Origin of the sequence: Prevotella koreensis (genome assembly GCF_003977605.1) — a bacterium.
Classification (GTDB): domain Bacteria; phylum Bacteroidota; class Bacteroidia; order Bacteroidales; family Bacteroidaceae; genus Prevotella; species Prevotella koreensis.
The window spans coordinates 585,679-610,673 of sequence record NZ_RYYU01000001.1 but is presented as its reverse complement, the minus strand read 5'-3'; the positions used below and the strand labels follow the sequence as shown (position 1 = coordinate 610,673).

Sequence of the window (24,995 nt, the reverse complement as noted above, 5' to 3'; positions counted from 1 at the left end):
CACGAATGAAATTTATTTCATTTATTATATATATTGCTTTTTTTTTGTAACTTTGCAGCGTTTTTTATTCAACTAATATAGATAACGAAGTAAAACAAGATAACAAATGGAATTAGCAACGAAGTACGACCCGCGCGAAGTGGAGTCGAAATGGTATCAATACTGGCTTGACAACAAACTCTTCAGTTCAAAACCTGACAAGCGCGAGCCATACACAATAGTAATTCCCCCACCAAACGTAACCGGCGTGCTACATATGGGACACATGCTGAACAACACCATACAAGATATTCTTGTGAGGCGTGCCCGCATGAAAGGCAAGAACGCTTGTTGGGTACCGGGAACTGACCATGCCTCGATTGCAACAGAAGCAAAGGTCGTGAAACGCCTTGCCGAGCAGGGTATAAAAAAGCACGACCTATCGCGCGACGAGTTTCTCAAGCACGCATGGGACTGGACAAACGAGCATGGCGGAATCATCTTGAAGCAACTCCGAAGACTCGGTGCGTCGTGCGACTGGAATCGCACGGCTTTCACGATGGACGACAAACGCTCTGACAGCGTGACACGGGTATTCATCGACCTTTACGAGAAAGGACTGATATACCGCGGATTGAGAATGGTGAACTGGGATCCGAAGGCTCTCACGGCTCTTAGCAACGAAGAGGTAATTTACAAGGAGGAACAGTCAAAATTATATCATCTCAAATATTATGTTGATGCCGACTCTTGCAGTTCTTTTGACGAAACAACCTTGGACGAGGGCAATGTAATTCATAAGGACGAAAACGGCTACTATGCCGTAGTGGCCACCACTCGCCCGGAAACAATAATGGGCGACACCGCAATGTGCATAAACCCGAAAGACCCAAAGAATCAATGGCTGAAGGGAAAGAAGGTTATTGTACCACTCGTTGGCAGGGTTATCCCTGTAATAGAAGACCGCTATGTTGATATTGAGTTCGGAACCGGTTGTCTGAAAGTTACTCCCGCACACGATACCAACGACCACATGTTGGGCAAAAACCACAATCTGGAGACAATCGACATATTCAATGCCGACGGAACAATATCCGAACAGTCGCCGATGTACGTCGGAATGGATCGCTTCGAATGTCGCAAGCAAATAGTGAAAGACATAGAAAAGGCCGGACTTATGGAGCGTGTTGAGGACTATACCAACAAGGTGGGCTACTCCGAGCGCAACCCTGAAACAGCAATAGAGCCGCGTCTCTCGCTGCAATGGTTCTTGCGCATGCAGCACTTTGCCGACATCGCACTACCACCGGTGCTCAACGGAGAGATGCACTTCTACCCCTCTAAATATGTAAACACATACAAGAATTGGCTTGAGAACATACAAGACTGGTGCATCTCGCGTCAACTTTGGTGGGGACATCGCATTCCGGCATATTATTACACACCTGACAACGATGAAACCACGAACACGAAAGGAGAGACGGAAGAGCATTTCGTAGTTGCCGATTCGCCTGAAAAGGCTCTTGAACTGGCACGCAAAGAGAGCGGAAACAACGCTCTTGAACTATCAGATCTGCAACAGGACAAAGATGCTCTTGATACCTGGTTCAGTTCATGGCTGTGGCCTATCTCACTCTTCGATGGTATCAACAATCCGAACAACGAGGAGATTAACTACTATTATCCAACGAGCGACCTCGTTACAGCACCTGACATTATCTTCTTCTGGGTGGCACGTATGATAATGGCCGGAGAGGAATATATGGGTAATTTCCCATTCAAGAACGTGTATTTTACAGGCATCGTGCGCGACAAACTGGGACGCAAGATGTCGAAAAGTCTTGGCAACTCGCCCGACCCGATTGAACTTATTGACAAATACGGAGCCGATGGCGTGCGCATGGGAATGATGCTTTCTGCCCCGGCAGGCAACGACATCCTCTTCGATGAGAGCCTTTGCGAACAGGGCAGAAACTTCAACAACAAGATTTGGAATGCCTTCAGACTCGTTAAAGGTTGGGAGACGGCAGACGTGGAACAGCCTGAAGCAAACAGAATTGCTGTGGAATGGTTTGAGGCTATTCTACGTACAGCAAACGAAGAACTGAACGACCAGTTCTCAAAATATCGCATCTCAGAGGCACTTATGACCGTTTACAGATTGTTCTGGGACGAGTTCTCAAGTTGGTATCTTGAAATGGTGAAGCCGGCTTATCAGCAACCTATCGACCGAAAGACATACGAAGCAACACTCGGCTTCTTCGATGTCTTGCTGAAAATGCTACATCCTTTTATGCCATTCATAACTGAAGAGTTATGGCAGCACATCAGCGAACATGAATCAGGTGAAAGCATAATGCGCGAAAAACTTGAGATTGGTTCTGCTACCGATAGCGATAAGCGTCTTGTGGCCGACATTGAGACCGTGAAACAGATTGTATCGGGAGTGCGCACGGTGCGCAACCAAAAGAACATTCCTAACAAGGAACAGATGCAACTGCAAGCCATAGGAGAAGATGCATACGCCGAATACGCTGCAGTAGTGGTGAAAATGGCCAACCTCAAAGGCATAGAGACTGTGACAGAGAAGCAAGCCGACGCATCGCAATTCATGGTGGGAACACACGAATATGCTGTTCCGCTGGGCGAAATGATTGATGTTGCAGCGGAGATTGAGAAACAAGAGGCGCAGTTGAAACATCTCGAAGGCTTCCTGTTAGGTGTTACAAAGAAACTATCAAACGAAAAGTTCGTTGCACATGCACCGGAGGCTGTAGTGGCATTGGAACGCAAGAAGCAAAGCGACTCTGAAGAGAAGATTGCTTCTCTGAAACTTTCGATTGCCGAACTGAAAAAGAAACTATAGCATACCCATATGCATGAAAAAACTCATACTGCTACTCTTTGCCACGATTATCATTGTATCTTGCCATGACGACTCACCAAAAGAAAAGCATGAAACGCATTACGTACAGACAATATTGATGTATATGCCGTGGTCGGGTAGCAATATGACCCTCCCTTTCCTTAATAATATAAAAGGTATGGAAGATGCTATAACAAAATCAAAAGGCACTTCCGACAGGCGAATTGTCGTCTTTATGTCGGGAGGTAGCCAAAAGGCATCTCTCACGGAAATTATATACAGGAATGGCAGGTGCGCACATGACACACTTAGGAAATATTCTTTCAGTGGCAACGAATACACCACACCGAGCGGTATCGCTAATATTTTGAGTGACGTGAAGACTTTTACCAAGACTCCGCGCTATGCAATGATAATAGGATGTCACGGGATGGCATGGTTGCCAAAGGGAACGAGGATTTACAAGAACCTCGCCATAGCGAAACGACAAAGCGGAACAGTAGAAGATGAATGGAAACAGACACGCTTCTTCGGGCATTCAAGCGACGAAGCATACCAGACTGACATAACAGACCTGTCGCAGGCACTCACAATCGCAAACATACATCCCGAATACATTCTCTTCGACGATTGTTACATGGCTAACGTGGAAACGGCATACGAACTGCGCAACGCAACTGATATAATCATTGCTTCGCCAACCGAAATCATGCTATACGGGATGCCATACGACATGATGGGAGAGGCAATAATAGGAATGGACTGGCAGACGGCATGCAATGAATTCCTTTCATTTTACACTAACTATAAGTACCCATACGGCACTATATCGGTAATTCGTTGCGACGAACTCGACAACATGGCAGCAATTATGCGTGAAATAAATACAACTCATTCTTTTAACAACGAAATGCTTTCCAAGATACAGGCATTTGATGGCCTGAAATCCCATTTATTTTTCGACATGCACGATTACGTCAGGGAACTGTGCAAAGACGATAACGCTCTATACTCACGCTTCACGCAATCGCTTGCAAAATTAGTCCTCGTAAAGGCTGCCACCCAAACATTCTATTCTGCTTACAACAATGCCGAGACACCCATAAACACATATTCAGGCATCTCAATTAGTGACCCTTCAATAAACCATTCCGCTTTATCAAAGAAAGAAACGGCATGGTGGAAAGCCACTCATTATTGATTCCACGACCTTTGTATGCAAGAAATAAGACATCGGGCATAAAAAAAACAGATAAAATTTGGAGGTAAGAAAAATTATACTTACCTTTGCACACGCAAAAAGAACGAGGTGTAGCGCAGTTGGTAGCGTTCCTGGTTTGGGACCAGGCTGTCGCAGGTTCGAGTCCTGTCACCTCGACAAAGGAGAACGGTTCTTAAAAGACTCGTTCTCCTTTTATTATAGGGGCTCTGTATGAAAAAGGGGCTCAGCGGAAGTTTCATATCGGAATATTCATAAAATGAAGAAAACATTAAAAAAAATAAAGGTATGGCTTGCCTCACTATCATTCCGTACAGGGGTGATAGTTTTAGCAACGTGCATACCTTTTTATATAATTTCATTTGCACAGGCTACCTTTGACACACCAAAAGAAACAAAAGCATTGTTATGGGTTGTATTCTTCGGACTTGCAAAGACATTACAATATGGAGGACTTACAATACTCGGAGTAGATGGATTAAAACGTGTGAAACGTTATTTCAAGAAGAGTTCGGAAAATGAAATTAAGTTTGATTAGCAATTTTCATAACCATTTGAATGTTCATTCTGACCAATGGATGTTTTTACTATAATTTTGTTCATAAAACCACTTTCCTGCCATTCTGTATATAAACCTCTTTAGGCAGATTATTTAATGTGATATTACGGACTATTCCAGAATTATGTATCTCGCATTTGGTGTGTTCGCAATCAATCAAAATGATTATAATATTTACTGTTATAATAAGGCAAATCATTATACGTTCAATTTTGAATAACTACATATATCTTCTTTTTTATCCTTTTTCTCTGCAATTTGAGTAAAATGTTTGGGTAATTAGAACAATTCCGCTAATTTTGCATGCGACTATCCAAATGCGATTATCATGAAACCAATATTCATAGCCGGTCCTTGCGTAATAGAGTCTGCAGAATTGCTTGATGCTGTGGCACGCGAAATTAAACATATCAACAGTGTTCATGACATAGACATTATATTCAAGTCATCGTTCGACAAAGCAAACCGAACGAGCATAAACTCATACAGAGGGCCGGGACTGAAAAAAGGGCTACAAATGCTTGGAGACATCAAAGAGAAATACGGACTACGCATACTTACCGATATACACGAAAGTTATCAAGCCGAAGCGGCCGGTGAAGTGTGCGATGTTCTGCAAATTCCGGCATTCCTTTGTCGCCAGACCGATTTGCTTATTGCAGCGGCAAAAACAGGAAAAACGGTAAACATAAAGAAAGCACAGTTTCTCAGTGGGCAAGATATGCGCTTCCCTGTGGAAAAAGCAAAGGAAGCCGGAGCCAAGAAGGTGTGGCTTACCGAGCGTGGTAATTCTTTCGGATATAACAATCTTGTGGTTGATTTCAGAAATATTCCAGATATGCTCGAAATAGTAGAAACAGTGATTATGGACTGCACCCATAGCGTGCAACGCCCCGGAGCAGGCGGAGGAAAAACATCGGGTGACCGACGTTTCGTACCTCACATGGCACTCGCAGCGAAAGCTTTCGGAGCAACAGGATATTTCTTTGAGGTACATCCCGACCCCGAGAAGGGATTGTCTGACGGACCTAATATGCTTTACCTCAAAGACCTTGAACATATAGTGAAACAACTTATAGATTAATACCAAATGGGACAGCAGACTGAAAAACCTGTAACGGTGCGCCAATATGCCATACAATGTATAAAAGACGAGTGTAATGCAGTGCTAGACTTGATTAATCAGATTGACGAAGAGTTCGACCGCGCCGTGGAACTTATGCTCAACTGTAAAGGAAAAGTGATAGTCACCGGTGTTGGAAAGAGTGGTCATATAGGTGCAAAGATTGCCGCAACACTATCGAGTACAGGAACACCGTCATTCTTTATCAATCCTCTTGATGTATTTCATGGTGATCTCGGAGTTATGACAAGAGACGATATTGTAATGGCAATAAGCAACTCCGGAAATACCGACGAACTGCTGAGGTTTATACCTATGGTGCTTCACATGCAAATTCCAATTATAGGAATCAGTGGAAACGAAAACAGTCTGCTGGCAAAACACAGTACAGTACATATTAAAGTAAAAGTTGATAAAGAGGCATGCCCGCTTAATCTTGCACCTACCAGCAGCACTACCGCAACCCTCGTAATGGGTGATGCCATCGCAATAGCACTTATGGAAGTTCGCAACTTCAAGCCTACCGATTTCGCCCAGTTCCATCCGGGTGGCGAACTTGGCAAAAGACTGTTGACAACAGCAAAAGACGTGATGCGCTCTGACGACTTGCCAATCATTCCAAAGGATATGCATTTGGGTGAAGCAATAATACTCGTGAGTAAAGGAAAACTCGGTCTTGGAGTTTCACTCGATGAAGACAAGAGAATAGAAGGACTTATAACCGATGGTGACATAAGACGAGCAATGGAAAAATGGCAAGCCGAATTTGTGAACCATAAAGTGGAAGAGATAATGACACGCAAACCGAAATGCGTACTTGCAGATACAAAGATTACCGAAATACAGAAAATAATGCACCGTAACCTTATACACACGGTTCTCGTGGGAGACAATGAAGGACATTTGTTAGGCGTGGTAGATCATTATTCCTGCATGATTTAGAAGATGTCAAGACTATTACCACTGATTGTTCTCTGCTTGCATTGCATGATTTGCAACGCACAAAGAACCGACTCCTTGATAGTAAGAGAACTGCGCGATAAAGGCGTTTCGTTCAGCAATGACAATTCGGCTGTGCTTCTAATGTCGGGACAAGAGAAGTTCGATGATATGTTTCAGGCAATCCGAAATGCTAAGAGTTCGGTACATTTGGAATACTTCAACTTCAGGAACGACTCCATCGCTGACCTGCTTTTCGAAATACTTGCAGAAAAAGCAAAGGAAGGTGTGGAGGTTAGGGCTTTGTTCGATGGTTTCGGAAACAAGTCTAACAATAAACCACTGAAAAAGAAACATATAAAGTTGCGTCGTGAGCAAGGAATACAACTATACGAGTTCAATCCCGTGGAATTTCCTTGGCTTGATGACTTATTCGGACGAGACCACCGCAAGATTGTCGTAATAGACGGAAATATCGGATATACAGGAGGAATGAACGTTGCCGACTATTATATAAAAGGTACTAACATTGTCGGTGAATGGCACGACATCCACTGCCGTATAGAAGGAAGTGCAGTGAACGAACTGCAAGAGATATTCGTAAGGATGTGGAAAAAGGTTACCGGCGAACAACTTTACGGGACGAAATATTATCGTGGAGAAAATCAGAAGACTCCCCAATATTTCACCGAACTTAAACCTGACACCTCTATCACGGCAGGGAAAAAGATGATTGGTATAATCAATCGTGAACCACGACGTTCGCCAAAGATTATAAGACAGTTCTACCTAAGCGCGATAAATAATGCCAAAGACAGCATCAGAATCATCAACCCTTACTTCACGCTTATACCAAGCATTAAGAAAGCATTACGTAAGGCAATAGGAAGAGGAGTGAAAGTAGAACTCATGATTGCTGCCAACAGCGACATTCCATTAACTTCAGATCGTAGTTTCCACAACATGTACAAACTGATGAAGAAAGGGGCGCATGTATGGATATACCTTAACGGATTCCATCACTCAAAGATAATGACTGTTGACGGGCAGGTTTGTACGGTGGGAAGTGCCAATCTTGATGCACGCAGCCTATGTTTTGATTATGAAGATAATGCAGTGATTGTTGACTCTTGCACAACAAAGGAACTTGACAATATGTTCGAACGTGACAAATGCCATTCATTTAGACTCACCAAAGAGTCTTGGGATAAATGGAGAACGCCGTGGCAAAAATTCTATGGTTGGATTGCCGGCCTGCTTAGTCCGTTCCTCTAACTTTCTTCTCCACAAGATCTGACATAAGCATCATATCCACAGGCTTTATTCCGTGACGTGCCAACATGCGGGAATCATTCTCCATTTCTGCTGTAAGCCAATCGGCAGACAACTCCCTGTTTCCAAGTGCTTCCTTGTAATCTACAAAGAGGTTAACTGCTGTATTGGTTTCTCCTTGTATCCAATGACAATAGGCAGCATTGAGAAAATCTTCCGGTGCAGTAGATTCGTCAAGTAAAAGTTTATCATACAATGCCTGTGCCTGTTCAAGTTTACCCTCTCCCATTAAAGCCCATGCCATAGCACGTGATGTATTGGCTGAATGATGTTCATAATCAAGACGATACAGAATATTAAGAGCATCGTAATAGCGTTCCTGTTTCATCAGAGCCACACAGTAGTTCTGTGCATATATTCGGTTGTCGGGATACAAATCATAAAGACGAAGATAGCAAGCGACTGCCAACTCAAAATTTTTTTCCAATAATGAAAGTCTGCCCAATATCTTCAAAGACATCAAGTCATCATCAAGTTTATTATTGTCCCATGCCTCCTTTAATATACTCATTGCCTTTGAAGCATCGTTGGCATATTCCGAATAGTAAATGGCGGATAAATGAATGAAATCTGTAGAAAGTCGATTCTGTTCCAAATCCATAAACCTCTTTGCAAGAACCATAAAAGCATTCTTCATCTTCCGCTTGTGCATAAAAAATAAAAGTTCTGCAAGTCTGTTGTCTATTTCCGTTCCTACAAATGCTTTGTTTGCCACAAAAAGATAGACATTGGCATCGGCAAACGGACTTTTCATATCAGACTTGTGCATATTAAGGCGGAAGAAACGGTAAAGGTCTTGAAGATACATACGACGAATATACGCAGCAGAGTTACGGTCGCTGTCATTAACAATGCTCCCAAGATCATAGCCTCCCTGCAACATCTCGCGCACATTATCAGGCAAACGTTCGAAAACGGTCTTCATTGTGAGCAAGAAAGAATATTTGTCGCTCTCGCAGAAAGGTCCGGATGCGAGCATATCACTAAGGAAATCAGCCTTACCAATCTTGTCTAATGCTTCCTGAACGGCAGGATGTTCAATGAAGAACGGCCAAAACCAATTTGCCATATCATTGAAAAAAGGAAAACGCTTCATCTGGGAGAAGCCACCGAAATATATGTCAGACCCTTCTTTCTGCATCTGCTCCATACGGTGCATGCTGCTTTCAAGTTTCTCCATACGCTCGTCTGCGGCAGACGGATTAAGAATATCCTCCATCGGGTCATCTTCTTTTTCGGTGATTCCGAATCTTGTTATGTTCAAGTTCTGATTTCTCATCAGTTCGGGAATTATATCCTGCTGTATCACCTGATTATCCTCATCGGCATTAAGGCAGAACATAACTTGTTTCTGCATGTCTGCCAACTCATTTGCCACCTCATTATCATTGCATAGAGAAATGACATCTTCGGTTGTTCTACCTTCCATGGCCGTGGCAAAAGCCCATCCGACCAATGCTCTTTGTTTTATGTTTTCGTCGGTTGATAGACGATAGATATTGGCAAGAGCCAATGTTTTCTGTTCGTCATAATGATTCATAACAGCAATCGAAATCGAACTTACCAACAGTTGTGCATCGAACGAGTCGATTGTCGGCGATGAGAGAATTTCGGCAATATGCTTACCCATGCCGTCTGTCCATTGTGTCGAAACAATAATAGTATGGAAGAAGCGCGACATTTGTCCGATATGATTTTCATATATCTCACGACTCTTTGTCTTCTCATCATCCGCTCCGAGCAATCCTGTCATTGCCTGTTCACTGACAAAGTTTTCGAGTACACTTCTTAACTGTTCGGTTTCTAAAGTTACACCACCTGCTTTGTTATATGCTTCTATATAGAAAGAAGACAATTTTATCTTGTCTGAAAGCATAATATTTCTTATGCAACGTTCAAGACGTTTGCTTATACGACTATGAACTTTCTCGCGTTCCGGGTCGATAACACCTCGTCCCATATAGTCGAGCATCAGTTCGTAGTCGCACGATATTCTCTCCAGTTCATCACGCCACTGCCCTACTCCATAGTTGTCGGCATATTCTTTCATCATTCCGATTGCATGAAATACGTGTCCGTTTGCTATTTCCGTAAGTGAACGTCTCAATATATTTTGTTCCATTGTCACAACCCTTTTTCTGTTAATAGTTATCTAAGCCACTTGTTTGCTCTTTCAATGTCCACGGCACGAGGCAGTCCGGCATGCTCATATTTTATATTATGCAAGGCTTTAATGGTCTTATCATCAACATCCATGTATTTCTTTATTACCTCGGCATAATTTGCAATACCATATCGGTTGATTGAGTCGCAGGCCTGATTGTAGGCCTTTAAGAACTCATTTATCTGCACTCTTCGTTCTGAATTGTCCACTGCTTTCTGTGAGAAAACAATTACCCCCATTTTAATGTCATGGTTATTTGAATCCATAAGCACATGATGGCCGGCAAGACGTGCCACTGTGGCCTGAGGTTCGGGAAGCAACACAGCATCCATCTCATTGTTAATCAACATTGACAGCCTTATCTGTGGGTTGTTAATCTGAACTCGGAACACATTCTCTGATTTCAGTTTTACGCTGTCAACAACATAATCTGCCAACATTGAAGTTGCCGAGAATCTGCTCACGGCCACCATCTTATCGGTGAGTTGATTCAAAGTCTTCAATCGAGCCTTTTTGTTTGTAATAAACTGCCATGACAAAGGTGTGGTTGCAAAATATTCTATTGCCACTCCTTGACGTTTCAGTCTCTCAACTCTCACTATATCTGTTGCCATACCCTCTATCTTACCTTTCTTTAAAGCGTCATCTGCAGCAATGTGAGATTCGATTTCTTTCATTCTCACATCAGCACGTGCAGTATCTATCCATCCACGCTCTTTCACAATGTACATCGGCAGACAATCTATCGTAGGTAGCACTCCTATCTTCAATGCCAAAGAATCTTGCCTTTTAAGCATGGCTCTTTCGTGTGCCGTCCGAACCTTCGCCTCTTCATAAGTCTGTCCACAACCGATTATTATTATCGTGGATAACAATATAAAAAATAATTTCTTCATCTCGTTTAATTCAAAAAAGGGCTACCCCTATATACAGAGTCACCCTTCGCTCATTATAATTATATACCTCCTTTCAATGCTGCAAAAGTAACCAATTATTTTGTAACAAGAAAAAATATTTGTAATTTTGTTGCTAAAATGAATCTATATGGCTAAAGATAAGATTGCATACGTTTGTTCAAATTGCGGACAAGAGTCAGCAAAATGGATAGGGAAATGCCCTTCATGTGGACAATGGAACACATTTAAGGAAATAAGAATCAGCAATGATACCGGACAGATGGCTGCACGTTCTACAGCATCAAATCTGATAAAAGCACATCATAACGAGAAGAATAAACCACTAAGATTGAACGAGATTTCATCTAACGATGTCCCAAGAATCGACATGCGCGATGACGAACTAAACCGCGTACTTGGCGGAGGATTGGTACGAGGAAGCATCGTATTGCTCGGTGGCGAACCAGGAATCGGAAAGAGTACGCTTACATTACAGACCATTCTTAACCTTACGGACAGGCGTATTCTCTATGTAAGTGGTGAGGAGAGTGCACAGCAACTCAAAATGAGGGCAGAGAGATTGATGAATTTTGAGAATAAAAAATCAAGTAATAAATGTGAACTACCTGATATAAAAGACAATTCAAATCTGCTGATACTTACAGAAACTTCTCTTGAAAGCATTTTCAACAACATCAAGGAGACACTGCCCGATGTTGTCATTATAGACTCTATACAAACTATATCCACCGAAGATGTGGATTCATCACCGGGCAGCATAACCCAAGTAAGGGAATGTGCCGCGGCATTGTTACGTTTCGCAAAATCAAGTGGAGTGCCGGTCATATTAATAGGTCATATAAACAAGGAGGGCTCTTTGGCCGGACCGAAAATACTTGAACACATAGTAGATACCGTGATACAGTTTGAGGGCGACCAGCATTACATGTATAGAATCTTACGTTCCATAAAAAACCGCTTCGGAAGCACTTCCGAACTCGGCATATACGAGATGGGACAAAACGGACTACGACAGGTTAATAATCCATCGGAATTACTCCTTACCCAAGACCATGAAGGACTTTCCGGTATAGCAATAAGTTCTGCAATAGAAGGAGTACGACCTTTCCTCGTTGAGACACAGGCTCTTGTTTCTACTGCTGCATACGGAACACCGCAGCGTTCGGCTACAGGATTCGACCAACGACGACTGAATATGCTACTTGCTGTTCTTGAAAAACGTGTAGGATTCAAACTTATACAGAAAGACGTGTTCCTGAATATTGCCGGAGGACTGCGGGTAACCGATCTCGCAATGGATTTATCGGTGATTGCCGCCGTACTTTCATCTAATGTTGATACGCCGATAGAAAGCGGATGGTGCATGGCTGGTGAAGTAGGACTTAGCGGAGAAGTCCGACCGGTTAGCCGTATTGAACAACGTGTTGCAGAAGCAGAGAAACTTGGTTTCACTGACATGATAATATCCAAAAACAACATGCAGGGAATGAGTCATCGCAGTTTTAATATACGTCTGCATCCGGTAAGAAAAGTAGAAGAATCATTAAGACTGTTATTCGGGTAATGTTATAAGACTTACCTTATACCTTATAAACAGACCTTCATATTGAAAAAGCAAGCGGATTTGCTGAGTTAATCAAACAAATCCGCTTTTTATTTTGCAAATAAATATGTTGTTATTCTATCTCATAACCTTTATTGCAACATTTCCCTGACTCAACAAGATTGCTTTATTTGCCGGCAAAGCAACCGTTGCAGAGCCATTCGCATCAGTCTTTCCACTGTATAGAAGTTTACCGGAAAGGTCGAAAATACGGAAACTATCCGATGCTACAAGGCCAGTAATAATAACATTTCCTCCTTCCATTACGACATTAACAGCAGAGGCATCAACCTCACCAATACTGCTTGCCAACGTGAAGACGGCAGCCAATACACCATATTTGCTTATATTGAACTTGTTATTTGGCACTTCCACACCATCTAAAAGTACTTTTTCCAATTCATATCCATTCATTGGCGAAGCAGTAACCTTGACTTCTTTACCCTTTGTTATAGGAGTCAATTCCGGCACAATAACACCTTCAACCATAGTTGTAATTGTTCCATTATCATTTGACACGAAACGCAAACGTGCAGTTTCACATCCTGTTCCATTTCCGGTAAAGTTAACTTTCCAATTCATTCCGTCGAGAATTGTATTATCACAAGTAGCCGAACCATCGTTATGAGCCATTCTCAATATAGCACCATCACTTTCCTCTCTCTCCGGAAGCAAAAACATAACATCATTGATAGAACAAGCATCAAACTTGTTATGATCCATATCAATAGTCATAATAAGTGGATTGTGCGTAAGGTCGATTGTTGAGAGTTTATTGTTAGAGAGGTCAAGTTTTTTAAGTTTTGGAAGCATGCTCAAGTCTATATTTGATATACCGGTATTTTCAAGGTCAAGCGATTTCACGGAAGGAGTCTTGGTGAAGTCGGGCAATGCATCAAACGCATTATTGCTGGCCGTAAGAATTTCCAACTTTGAGTTATTGTTCAGATTTAGTTCGGTAAGTCCCATTTCTACACAAGAAAGCACACTGAGGTTTGGATTCATCGTAGTACGAAGTTCTCCCACATTATTATAACTGCCATAGAACTCTTCCAGTTTCGGAAGATTACTGATGTCGATTGAAGTAATCTTGTTGTCTGTCAACCATAGTTCACGGAGTGCCGGAAGTTTTGTCAGGTCAACATCCGTTATTTTATTCTGACTGAGATTCAAAACTTCAAGTTTATCATTCTTGCCAATCTCTGCCTTGGTAAACTTGTTAGATGAAGCATTCAGCATCGAAAGATCTCCATAAATCTTTATGAAATCTCCAGGATCTACTCCTAACTTTACATTTCCGGACACATTAGCACTGACAGTATAATCCGTCTTTCCGTAACCGTCTTCAATCTGAATTACCTGATTTTCTTTAATGCCTTTAAGTTCGAGATTTACGAACAATTCTTCTTTTTCTCCATCTTCATCTTCTTCCAAAACAAGGTTTGGATCTACTCTGAACGTGAAGTTCGGAGTTGCTTCCGGATTATTTTCGGGTTCAGGGTCACCGTTCTTCACACAATAAATCATACCTTTCCAACCTGGCTTGTTAGAGAAACAATAGAAAGCAACCGATACTGCTCCATCGGCAGATGCAGACTTCACAACAACAGGCAATGCAGTCGGGTTACCCTTGATTGTAGTATTTGGTACGAGATTCTTTGGCCAACCATATTCGTATTCTCCATCCTCATTAGCCTCGTTATTCAGTTCTATCAGACCGTCGTAAATTCTCAGTTCGTCATGCTCATCAATATCCATTTCTTCGAAAACGATGGTGATGTGCGAGTCAGAATTAAGTGGTTTCAGACGCAGAAGCGTGTAAACAAGATTTCCGCGCATCCCTTTGTCCGGACCGCCTGCATCATAATATTCCTTTGGTTTTCCCTGTTCTATCGCGTATTCAAAATACGGGCCGTCACTTCCCGGCTGAAAGATTCTACCACTACTCTGTGCATGTACTGCCGTGAACGACAAGACCAAGACCACAAAAGTTAAAAGTTTCTTCAACATAATATTGTTAGTTGTTAATTTAAAGTGGGTTCTGTAAATACATTTGGAGCATCTCTCAGGTTGAACCCATCTACCTGATTTCAGCCTTTTCTCAAAATAAGTTTGCAAATATAAATAATTTTTCATGTTGCACAAACTAACTTTGAGGCTTTTAATTCTTTATAAATCATTTTGAGTATTGTTAAGCCTTAACCTACTATGCGCATACTACATTTTCAAGTCCCATTCTCTTATTATTTTCTTGGCTTTCCTGTAATGTTTACGGTCACGTCTTGCCCGACGGTCAATAATGTTTGCAAAGTCGAAAGTAAAGATACTTGTACTTGTCGGTTCAAGCATCATTCGCTCATGATTCTTTTTCATTGCTTTCATCAAGTCCGGATTGACTCCCGTAACCACGACTTCCGGTAGCATCATATTTCTCGAAACGAGGAACATCGTGTCCGTAAGTTCCTCGTATTTGATTTTTTCAGAAAGATATTTCAAATGACTGAAACTAACAGTTTCAAACAACTCCGAGATGTCTGCCTTTCCATTATGGTCGGTCATCACTGCACGACACGTATCAACCTTCACACTGATACCTTCAATCGGAATATGCGTATCAAAATCTACTACAACAATATGTCGCTGCGCCTTTGAAACAAGCACAAAAGAGAGCATCATAAACAACACAAATAACCTTTGCATATACTTACTGTATTTATTATAAGCAGGTGTTATATTTTTGTGCAAAGATAGTTTTTTTAGTGCATAGCAAAATAATATTTAAATCGAATTAACAAAGAACAAGTAATATTGAGTTTTAACCAAAACCGGTTATTATGGCACTTATGCTTACATATTGTTCAATCGCTTACCGAAAACTTTCATCCGACTGTAATCATCTTGTATATCATCTCTCTCGACATAGTTCGCTACGTCTTCTATAATCAGCATAACAATCAAACATAATCAGTAAATGTTCTAATGTTCAATTAGGAGATAAGTAAACAAAAAGAGGATGTGCCTATTTTTTGACACACCCCCATTCTCTTATTGAATAAAATCTGTTATGCCACCTTTTCAAGACGCTTCATCATTGTAAACATGAAGAGTGCTGACAAGAGGCAAAGAGTGATGAACACGAGCCAAACAATCCAAAGAGGAAGTGGTCCCCAGAGATAACCTCCAACCATTACAAGCAAGTTACCAATGGCGGTAGCAACAAACCATCCACCCATCATCATACCTTTATATTTAGGTGGTGCCACCTTAGATACAAATGAAATTCCCATAGGACTCAACAAAAGTTCACCAAATGTAAGCACGAGATACGTACCTATCAACCAGTTAGGAGAAACAAATATACCAGCACCTTCTTCTACTGCAACTTTCTGTTCGTTGGGTGTAAGCAGTCCCATTGATCCAATGAGCATAACGCAGAAACCTGCTGCAGCAACTAACATACCATAAGCAATCTTGCGAGGTGCTGAAGGTTCTTTGCCTTTACGAGCCAAACTAGCAAAAATAGCCATACTAATTGGAGTTAAAGCCACCACATAGAAGGGGTTGAATTGTTGGAAGATAGGAGCACTAACGGTTACTCCTCCTTCAAGATTTAAATATTTTACAACCAAGACACCAGCCGCAGCAAGCACAACAAGTCCTGCTATAATTTTAGCATTACTGCTCTTTCCTTGGAATAGAGCAAAGAGAGCATAGACTATGATAATAACCATAAACAAGTTAATAACATCAAATGCCATGCTTTGCAAACCTGAAGAACTACGCTGAGTAAACTCATCGGCAAAATAAGTCAAACTCAAACCATTCTGATGGAAAGCCATCCAGAAGAAAATAACAACAGCAAATACCAAACAAAGAGCAACAATGCGTGCCTTGGTATCGGCAGGTGAAAGTTCTTCTGCCGCATCATTCTGTGTCTTTACACGCGCCCCGCCTTCAACGTGTTTAAAAGTAGAACGGAATGTGAAGTAAATAATCATTGATATAATCAAAGACAAGCATGCCACCGCAAATGAGAAGTGATAAGCAGCGTCGCCTGAGAAACCCAAAGATTCTTCTGCATATCTCTTAATCTCAACTGCGGCTGTAGGAGCAAAAAGAGCACCAATATTAATAGCCATATAGAAAATAGAGAAAGCAGAGTCACGCTTAGAAGCAAGTTCCGGCGTGTCATAAAGATTTCCCACCATCACTTGAAGGTTTCCTTTGAATAGTCCTGTACCAAAACTAATAAACAAAAGAGCCGCAAGCATGCTAACAAATGCTATCGTTCCTTTTCCCAATGGAATTGACAGGAATAAATAACCAAGGAACATTATGGCAATGCCAATGGTCACCATTTTACCAAATCCAAACTTATCGGCCATTATACCGCCAACAAAGGGCAGGAAATAAACTAAGCCAAGAAAACTACTATAGATCAATCCGGCAGTACCCGGATCAAGTCCAAAATTAGCTCTTAGGAAAAGAGCAAACACTGCGATCATGGTGTAATACCCAAATCGTTCACCGGTATTGGCCAAAGCCAATGCATAAAGACCTTTCGGTTGTCCTTCAAACATAAAAATTTATATTTAATTGTTAATAATTAGTTGCCTTTTGTATGTGTTATATCAAATAAGTAAGTCATTTTTATATATATGGTATTATGGTTTGAACGACCGAAATAGTCGCGTTTAGTATTTCCAAATACATTTCCTAAACCATAATAATATCTTCCTTCCAAAAGTAAATGCCCCATTTTTGGTAAGTTATATTCAAGACCTACTCCTGCTGCAATGCCATAATCAAATTTATTCTCTACGCTTAATTGTTCTTGCTCAAAGATGGAATTTGCTCTATCAGAAATATTACGAGAGGCTGGTTCATAATTAGATATGGTCTTCTCGTTTAAGAACAAGCCAAACTGTGGGCCTGCCTGAAAGAAGAACTGCAATCCATTCTGTTCCTTTCCCCAAGCAAGATGAGCAAAAACCGGCACTTGAATATAGTTCATCGTGCGCTGATACTCTTCCGGCAGTCCGGTTACGGCGTTGATTACCGGTTGGTTTTGGACGTTAAGAATATCCTCCTTCCAGCCAATGCTGGCATAGTTTATCTCTGCCTGAACTGCGCATAAGGCTTTGAAATATTTCTCGCAAACATACTTTAGTGTTACGCCTCCTGTAATGCCACCGTGCATTACCTGACTAACTTTCGGTTGGAAAGACACGTTACTGAACACGTAACCTGCGTTGACACCGATGGTCAAGTCGTTACGATACTCACCAACCTGTGCTGAAGCCGTTACAGCCATTGCAAGAAAACAAGTGAAAGAATAAAACCTTAACCTCCGTATCATCCGAAATCAGAAATTAATTGTTGAGATTGAATTGTCTTTGTTATAATGAACAAACAAGAAACTGGTATTCTGATAACCTCCGGTCTTACCCACCTTTTGGAAGTGAAGACGCGTCTGCAAAGCTGTTTTGTCTGCCGTTGAGCCATTAAACTTTACGCCATACTGATGAAGTCCTCTAAGGAAGAACACGCCATGGTCATAGCCGGTGATTGCAAATCGTGGAAGATAATCCTGCATGTCCGCACGGAACCATTGTTTGTATGACCTTTCGAAATTACCGATAGCCTGAGACATGGCATTATAATAGAAATAAGCAGGTATGTATGTGTCGTACGTGCAATACTTTCCCATATTATATTTTGCATACATAAGCCATTCGGTATGACCGAAGAAAGTAAGTTTCAGTTGCGGGTTAGCCGCTCTCAACGAGTCAAGACGCAGTATGACACGGTTAAGGCATGGCGACTTTTCCGAATTGAGTATTATCACATTCTGCTTGTTAGGCAAGAATGAGCGTGCAAAATTTTTCCACTCCGAGTTTATGTTTGTTATGCTGTAAGCAATGTTTCTCGCCTCAAGTTCCTTGCGTAGTTGGGTGGTAAAGTTTCCTTTTGTGCTCGAAGGGTCGTTACAATCTATGAATACCGGATGTGAAGACTCAAAACGCTTGACGAATTGTGACACCACTTCCTGATTGAAGAATGTAGGGTTCTGATATATCTGGAACACATTGGGATTATTTTTCACAGCATCACTCTCTATGGAGAATGGTATTACTACCTTTATTCCGTATTTGCTTGCAAAATCTGCAAGCGGCTTGACCTGCTTTGTGTATAACGGACCGAAAATTATGTCACACTTGTCTGCTCCCTTGTCAAGCAGTGTCATGCGTATATCTGCATTAATATCCACATTCCAGGCATACACATCAACAGATATTCCTTCACGCTTCATCTGGTCGCAAGCTAAAAGCAGACCACGATAATACTCCACCATACGACGACCGTCACCATCGACATTATGCAACGGAAGCATCACTCCCATTCTTATGGCACGCTTTTTTACATCCGATTTCTCTCCGCTACGAGTAACAACCTTGTCAGCCGCTGCTATTGCATCTGCTTCGTTGGCGTATGGAATGAAGATAAATTCACCTTTTTTCAACTTATATCCGGGTTTATTCATCTCTGGATTGGCAGTTCTGAGTTGCTCTTCGGTGATGCCGTACTCGCGCGATATGCCATATATAGTTTCTCCCTTGGCCACTTTGTGCATATCTCTCCATTTCGTAACCTGAGCATTAGAGACTGAACATACAAGCAATAAAGCTAATACTAATGAGTATCGGAAAAAATGTATCATAATTAGTTTAATTCTTATTTACTTCCATAAATTTTCTGCAAAAATAAACAATAAAGTTGACTTAACCGCTGTTTTTTTTGTAATTTTGCATCTATTAAAAGAAAAGAAAATGAAAAAATACCGTTTAATAGCCTTTTTAGGCCTTATATTATGTGCAAACAGTGTCGTTTTTTCACAAAATGAAATACCGACAATACAGCCCGTAGCAAAATTCATAAACAAAGAAGGTGTTGAAGAAGAAAGCAACAACTACTCCGGCGATGCCCCACTCACGGCACGATTCAAGGCAAATCCGCAAAACCAAGGCGATTATACGGCACATTACGAATGGCGTTTTACTCGCGAAAACGAAACTACTCCATATCTCATAAGATATGAAGAAGATACCGAATTCACATTCACCGAAGCGGGAGCACATTCCATAGTATGTTACGTCACATTCACGAAAGGAGACGAAAAAATAGAATATACAGAGGAATACTGGAAAGATGCCGGTGCCATAAAAGTAACCATAAGCGAGAGTTCGCTCGATATGCCAAATGCTTTCTCCCCTAACGGAGACGGTTATAACGATATTTACAAAGTAAAGACGTACAAGAGTCTTGTGGAGTTTCATGCAAGCATTTTCAATCGTTGGGGACAGAAACTGTACGAATGGGATAACCCCGAAGGTGGTTGGGACGGCACTTTCAAAGGCAAGGACGTAAAACAAGGTGTGTATTTCGTACTCGTAAAGGCTGTCGGTTCTGACGGCAGGAAATACACAATACGCCGTGATGTGAATTTATTAAGAGGATACACAGAGAATACCGGCACGCTTGAAAACTAACTACATAAATGAATAACGAAGCAGAAAAGATAAATGTATGGGGTGCACGCGTACATAATCTTAAAAATATCAACGTGGAAATTCCACGCGACAGCCTCACTGTAATTACCGGACTTAGTGGTTCGGGAAAATCCTCGCTTGCCTTCGACACACTTTTTGCAGAAGGTCAGAGACGCTATATAGAGACGTTCTCGGCATACGCACGAAACTTTCTTGGAGGTATGGAACGCCCTGATGTAGATAAGATTACAGGACTCAGTCCGGTTATAAGCATTGAGCAAAAGACAACCAACAAGAACCCGCGCTCAACGGTGGGCACCACTACCGAGGTGTATGACTTCTTGCGACTTCTGTATGCTCGCGCAGGAACGGCATATAGTTACATGACCGGCGAGAAGATGGTGAGATATACCGAAGAGAAAGTCCTTGAAATGATAAACAACGACTATTCGGGCAAACGCATCTTAATTCTTGCGCCACTTGTGAGAAACCGTAAAGGACATTATAGGGAATTGTTCGAAAATCTAAGGAAAAAGGGCTATCTGTATGTCAGAGTAGATGGTGAAATAAGCGAAGTGGAACGAGGAATGAAGGTTGACCGTTATAAGAATCATAACATAGAAGTTGTGATTGACAAAATGGCGGTCAAAGAACAAACGAAAAATGCTGACGGACAGATTATTAGTGATGGAAGGTTAAAGAAAAGTGTAGCCACAGCCATGAAGCAGGGCGATGGCTTGATAATGATATTGGACAAGGATTCCGGAGAGGCTAAATATTTCAGTCGCCGCCTGATGTGTCCAACTTCAGGAATCAGTTATGGAGACCCTGCACCCAACAAGTTCTCATTCAACTCTCCCGAAGGGGCATGTCAGGCTTGTAAAGGTCTTGGGGTTATAAACCAAATAGACATTACCAAGGTAATACCTGACACAAGTATGTCGATATATCAAGGTGCTATCATTCCGCTTGGGAAATACAAGTCACAGATGATTTTCTGGCAGATTGATGCCATTCTGAAAAAACATGAATGTGGATTGAAAACACCTGTAAAGGATATTCCTACTGAAGCGATGGACGAAGTGCTGTATGGCTCTATTGAAAATGTACGCATTGAAAAAGAACTCGTACACACCACAAGCGACTATTTCGTGGAATATAACGGCGTGATAAAATATCTTCGCAATGTTATGGAAAACGATGAGAGTACAAGTGGGCAGAAGTGGGCTGACCAATTCCTCGCAACATGCGAATGTCCGGAATGTAGAGGAATGAGACTGAACAGAGAAAGTCTGTCTTATAAGATTTGGGACAAGAACATCAGCGAACTCGCCAAGATGGATATTGGCGAACTCAGCGACTGGCTGAAACAAACAAAGTTGCACCTTGACAACACCCAAAAGAAAATTGCAGAAGAGATAATAAAGGAAATACAGACCCGATTGGGTTTCATGTTGGAAGTGGGACTTGACTATCTTTCTCTCGACCGCCGCTCGGCTTCGTTGTCCGGTGGAGAGAGTCAGCGCATAAGACTGGCCACACAAATTGGCTCACAACTTGTGAATGTACTTTATATTCTCGATGAACCGAGTATCGGACTGCACCAACGTGACAACGAGAAACTGATAAGTTCGCTAAAAGAATTGCGCGATATAGGCAACACGATGGTGGTAGTAGAGCACGACCGCGACATGATGCTTGCCGCAGACTATATAATAGACATCGGTCCCAAGGCAGGAAGAAAGGGAGGAGAAGTGGTTTTCCAAGGAACTCCGGCGGAAATGTTGAAGGAAAGAAATACGCTCACAGCAAAATATCTCGAAGGTATGATGCGCATAGAACTACCGGAAGAAAGACGGAAAGGAACTGGGAAAACGCTGAAAATATCTGGTGCAAAAGGAAATAACCTAAAGAATGTGACCGTGGAATTTCCTCTCGGCACCTTGATTGTTGTATCCGGAGTTTCGGGGTCAGGAAAATCAACTCTCATCAACGAGACACTGCAACCTATCCTTAGCCAAAAGTTTTATCGTTCGTTGAAAAATCCGATGGAATATGATAATATTGAAGGAGTTGAGAATTTAGATAAGGTTGTGAGCGTTGACCAGACTCCATTGGGTCGCACACCACGCAGTAACCCTGCCACATATACAGGAGTTTTCAGTGATATACGTTCTTTGTTCGTTAATCTTCCGGAAGCAAAGATACGCGGGTATAAGCCGGGAAGATTTTCATTCAACGTAAAGGGTGGCAGATGCGAGACCTGCGGAGGCAATGGTTATAAGAATATTGAAATGAACTTTCTACCCGACGTAATGGTTCCATGCGAGGTGTGTCACGGCAAACGATACAACCGCGAGACACTTGAAGTGAGATATAAGGGAAAATCCATTGCCGACGTTCTCGATATGACAATAAACCAAGCAGTGGAATTTTTCGAGAATGTACCGGATATATTGAGGAAGATAAAAACAATTCAGGACGTAGGACTCGGTTATATAAAACTCGGACAGCCATCGACAACACTCAGCGGAGGTGAGAGCCAACGTGTGAAACTTGCCACAGAACTGAGTAAAAAAGACACAGGAAAGACATTATACATCTTGGATGAGCCAACAACCGGACTTCATTTCGAAGACATAAGGGTTTTGATGGATGTTCTACAGAAACTCGTTAACCGTGGCAACACAGTTATTATAATTGAGCACAACCTTGATGTAATAAAACTTGCCGACCACGTTATTGACATGGGACCGGAAGGAGGACGACGCGGTGGAGAACTTGTGGTATCAGGAACACCGGAGTTTTTAGCAAAAAGCGGTAAGGGATATACGGCAAAATTCATAAAAGAAGAACTCGAAAGGAATAACAAATAATCCTCTGTTTGTCATATTACATTTCACTTGAAATATCTTTCATGAATACAAAATGGGCGAAATTGGAAAGCAAAATGGGCGAAATTGGAAAGTAATCTCGCCCATTTTGCTTTCCAAATTCGCCCATTTCACTTTATAAAAGGATTTCCTCTGAGTAGCAATCATTGAACCCCGTCTTCACGAAGTTTCTTCTGCCAGTGCCATGCCGAACGCAAAACATCATCTATGTTGGCTTCTGCTTTCCAACCAAGAACATTGTTTGCCTTGTCAACATTACCCCAAACCTTCTCAATATCCCCCTCACGGCGCGGGGCGTATGTCCAATTCAGTTTTACTCCTGTTGCTTTCTCGAAGCCGTTTACCACTTCAAGCGTACTGAGTCCTCGACCTGTACCGATATTGAACACTTCCAATGGTTCGGAGTCTTTGTTGTCTAATACTCGCTCCATTGCCTTCACATGAGCCTTGGCAAGATCGACAACATAGATATAGTCACGAATACAAGTACCGTCAGGAGTATCATAGTCGTTGCCGAAAATCTTCAGTTGCTCACGTATTCCCATTGCAGTCTGAGTTACAAACGGTATCAGATTCATAGGCACACCGTTAGGAAGTTCGCCTATAATTGCTGACGGATGAGAACCAATGGGGTTGAAATATCTCAGAATAATAGCCTTTATATCAGCACCGCTATGTATGAAATCATGTATGATATCTTCGTTTATCTGCTTTGTATTACCGTATGGCGAAAGGGCTTTCTGTATCGGTGCTTCCTCCGTAACAGGCAGATTTTCCTTTGACGGCTGTCCATAAACCGTGCATGAAGAAGAGAAGATTATGCCGGAAACGCCATGTTTAGGCATCAGTTCAAGCAGGTTGACAAGCGAATTGATGTTGTTGCGATAATACATGAGTGGCTTTTCAACACTCTCCCCTACTGCCTTTGATGCAGCAAAGTGTATTACGCCCTTGATATCAGGGTGTTTACAGAACACCTGTTCAAGAGCAGCAAGGTCGCAACAATCCACTTTCTCGAATGCCGGTCGCATACCTGTAATTTTCTCTATGCCGTCAATAACATCCTCATTTGAATTTGAGAGATTATCGACAATAACCACTTTATAGCCGGCCTCAATAAGTTCTACCGTGGTGTGGCTTCCGATGAAGCCAGTACCTCCGGTCACAAGAATAGACTGTTTCATTTTTATTATTGTTTGTTTATATCTTTCTTCTGAAATAACCTGCCATGCCTCTGCACGGAATCAATCTATACCGAAAAGGGCTCTGAGACCTCCGTCAACACCAGAGAATCCCATGAAAGCAAGCGACAGCAGCCCTGCAGTGACAAGCACTATGCTAACTCCGCGCATTCCCTTTGGAATGTTAACAAGTGAAAGTTGTTCGCGTATTCCGGCAAATACGGTCAGCGCAAGGGCAAAACCAATGGCCGTGGAGAAAGCGTATATAATGCTTTGAAGCAAGGAAAAGTCTTTCTGTATCACAAGTATTGCCACACCGAGCACTGCACAGTTGGTTGTGATGAGCGGAAGGAATATTCCGAGTGCCTGATAGAGTGGTGGCGACAGTTTTTTAAGAATAATCTCTACCATCTGAACCAATGATGCTATCACAAGTATGAACGCTATCGTTTGCAGATATTGCAGTTCGAGCGGTACAAGAATGAAGTGCTGGACAAGATAGGTAACAATGGTTGCAAGTGTCATTACGAAAGCCACGGCAACGCCCATGCCCAACGAAGTGGTCACTTTCTGCGACACTCCGAGGAACGGACAGATGCCGAGAAACTGCGACAATATTATGTTATTGACAAATATCGCGGATATGAATATCAATAGAAATTCCATGTT

18 protein-coding genes and 1 tRNA gene are annotated in these 24,995 nt (G+C 42.0%); 10 read left to right on the top strand and 9 right to left on the bottom strand.

Going from position 1 to position 24,995, the window contains the following annotated elements; translation table 11 throughout:
- Positions 1-106: 106 nt before the first annotated feature.
- From EHV08_RS02590 to EHV08_RS02560, 7 genes are all read left to right on the top strand, one after another.
- Positions 107-2,845, top strand: coding sequence for a valine--tRNA ligase (locus tag EHV08_RS02590; protein ID WP_126677861.1), 2,739 nt, complete (start codon positions 107-109; stop codon positions 2,843-2,845).
- A gap of 13 nt (positions 2,846-2,858) precedes the next feature.
- Positions 2,859-4,046 (top strand): clostripain-related cysteine peptidase, encoded by a 1,188-nt coding sequence (locus tag EHV08_RS02585; RefSeq protein ID WP_126677860.1) that lies wholly within the window; start codon positions 2,859-2,861, stop codon positions 4,044-4,046.
- A gap of 104 nt (positions 4,047-4,150) precedes the next feature.
- A tRNA-Pro gene (locus tag EHV08_RS02580) sits at positions 4,151-4,223 on the top strand.
- Positions 4,224-4,323: 100 nt separating this feature from the next.
- On the top strand, positions 4,324-4,602 hold the full coding sequence (locus EHV08_RS02575) for a hypothetical protein (RefSeq protein WP_126677859.1): 279 nt from the start codon (positions 4,324-4,326) through the stop codon (positions 4,600-4,602).
- Between the two features lie 349 nt (positions 4,603-4,951).
- On the top strand, positions 4,952-5,707 hold the full coding sequence (gene kdsA, locus EHV08_RS02570; protein ID WP_126677858.1) for a 3-deoxy-8-phosphooctulonate synthase: 756 nt from the start codon (positions 4,952-4,954) through the stop codon (positions 5,705-5,707).
- A 6-nt stretch (positions 5,708-5,713) separates the two neighbouring features.
- A complete protein-coding gene (locus EHV08_RS02565; protein ID WP_126677857.1) occupies positions 5,714-6,688 on the top strand; it encodes a KpsF/GutQ family sugar-phosphate isomerase in 975 nt (324 codons plus the stop codon).
- Positions 6,689-6,691: 3 nt separating this feature from the next.
- Positions 6,692-7,960, top strand: a complete 1,269-nt coding sequence (locus EHV08_RS02560) for a phospholipase D-like domain-containing protein (RefSeq protein ID WP_126677856.1) — start codon at positions 6,692-6,694, stop codon at positions 7,958-7,960.
- Here EHV08_RS02560 and EHV08_RS02555 read toward each other — a convergent pair.
- The gene (locus tag EHV08_RS02555) at positions 7,944-10,139 is read right to left on the bottom strand and encodes a tetratricopeptide repeat protein (protein ID WP_126677855.1); all 2,196 of its coding nucleotides are present in this window, start codon (positions 10,137-10,139) and stop codon (positions 7,944-7,946) included. The two genes, EHV08_RS02560 and EHV08_RS02555, sit on opposite strands and share 17 nt — an antisense overlap.
- Positions 10,140-10,165: 26 nt before the next feature.
- On the bottom strand, positions 10,166-11,077 hold the full coding sequence (locus EHV08_RS02550; protein WP_126677854.1) for an ABC transporter substrate-binding protein: 912 nt from the start codon (positions 11,075-11,077) through the stop codon (positions 10,166-10,168).
- Between the two features lie 148 nt (positions 11,078-11,225).
- On the opposite strand from EHV08_RS02550, the gene radA reads away from it, so the two are divergent.
- The gene (gene radA / locus EHV08_RS02545) at positions 11,226-12,662 is read left to right on the top strand and encodes a DNA repair protein RadA (RefSeq protein WP_126677853.1); all 1,437 of its coding nucleotides are present in this window, start codon (positions 11,226-11,228) and stop codon (positions 12,660-12,662) included.
- Positions 12,663-12,779: 117 nt separating this feature from the next.
- On the opposite strand, the gene EHV08_RS02540 is transcribed toward radA, so the two are convergent.
- The 5 genes from EHV08_RS02540 to EHV08_RS02520 all read right to left on the bottom strand — a co-directional run bounded on the left by EHV08_RS02540 (position 12,780) and on the right by EHV08_RS02520 (position 19,422).
- Complete coding sequence (locus EHV08_RS02540) at positions 12,780-14,711, bottom strand: leucine-rich repeat domain-containing protein (protein ID WP_126677852.1); 1,932 nt, start codon at positions 14,709-14,711, stop codon at positions 12,780-12,782.
- Between the two features lie 207 nt (positions 14,712-14,918).
- Complete coding sequence (locus EHV08_RS02535; RefSeq protein WP_126677851.1) at positions 14,919-15,401, bottom strand: hypothetical protein; 483 nt, start codon at positions 15,399-15,401, stop codon at positions 14,919-14,921.
- A 362-nt stretch (positions 15,402-15,763) separates the two neighbouring features.
- On the bottom strand, positions 15,764-17,281 hold the full coding sequence (locus tag EHV08_RS02530) for a peptide MFS transporter (protein WP_126677850.1): 1,518 nt from the start codon (positions 17,279-17,281) through the stop codon (positions 15,764-15,766).
- Positions 17,282-17,307: 26 nt separating this feature from the next.
- Positions 17,308-18,060 (bottom strand): porin family protein, encoded by a 753-nt coding sequence (locus EHV08_RS02525; RefSeq protein ID WP_126677849.1) that lies wholly within the window; start codon positions 18,058-18,060, stop codon positions 17,308-17,310.
- 6 nt (positions 18,061-18,066) lie between these two features.
- Positions 18,067-19,422 carry a LysM peptidoglycan-binding domain-containing protein gene (locus EHV08_RS02520; protein WP_126677848.1) on the bottom strand — a complete coding sequence of 452 codons (1,356 nt, stop codon included), beginning with the start codon at positions 19,420-19,422 and terminating at the stop codon, positions 18,067-18,069.
- Between the two features lie 109 nt (positions 19,423-19,531).
- Here EHV08_RS02520 and EHV08_RS02515 point away from each other — a divergent pair, with 109 nt between their 5' ends.
- Both EHV08_RS02515 and uvrA read left to right on the top strand, forming a co-directional pair.
- The gene (locus EHV08_RS02515; protein WP_126677847.1) at positions 19,532-20,251 is read left to right on the top strand and encodes a gliding motility-associated C-terminal domain-containing protein; all 720 of its coding nucleotides are present in this window, start codon (positions 19,532-19,534) and stop codon (positions 20,249-20,251) included.
- A gap of 8 nt (positions 20,252-20,259) precedes the next feature.
- Positions 20,260-23,127 (top strand): excinuclease ABC subunit UvrA, encoded by a 2,868-nt coding sequence (gene uvrA / locus EHV08_RS02510; RefSeq protein WP_126677846.1) that lies wholly within the window; start codon positions 20,260-20,262, stop codon positions 23,125-23,127.
- 161 nt (positions 23,128-23,288) lie between these two features.
- Here the strand turns inward: uvrA and galE are convergent, their stop codons facing one another.
- Together galE and rsxA are read right to left on the bottom strand one after the other, a co-directional pair.
- Complete coding sequence (gene galE / locus EHV08_RS02505) at positions 23,289-24,329, bottom strand: UDP-glucose 4-epimerase GalE (protein WP_126677845.1); 1,041 nt, start codon at positions 24,327-24,329, stop codon at positions 23,289-23,291.
- 60 nt (positions 24,330-24,389) lie between these two features.
- Entirely contained in the window at positions 24,390-24,992 is a 603-nt protein-coding gene (rsxA, locus tag EHV08_RS02500; RefSeq protein WP_126677844.1) for an electron transport complex subunit RsxA, read from the bottom strand.
- Between the last annotated feature and the right edge of the window lie 3 nt (positions 24,993-24,995).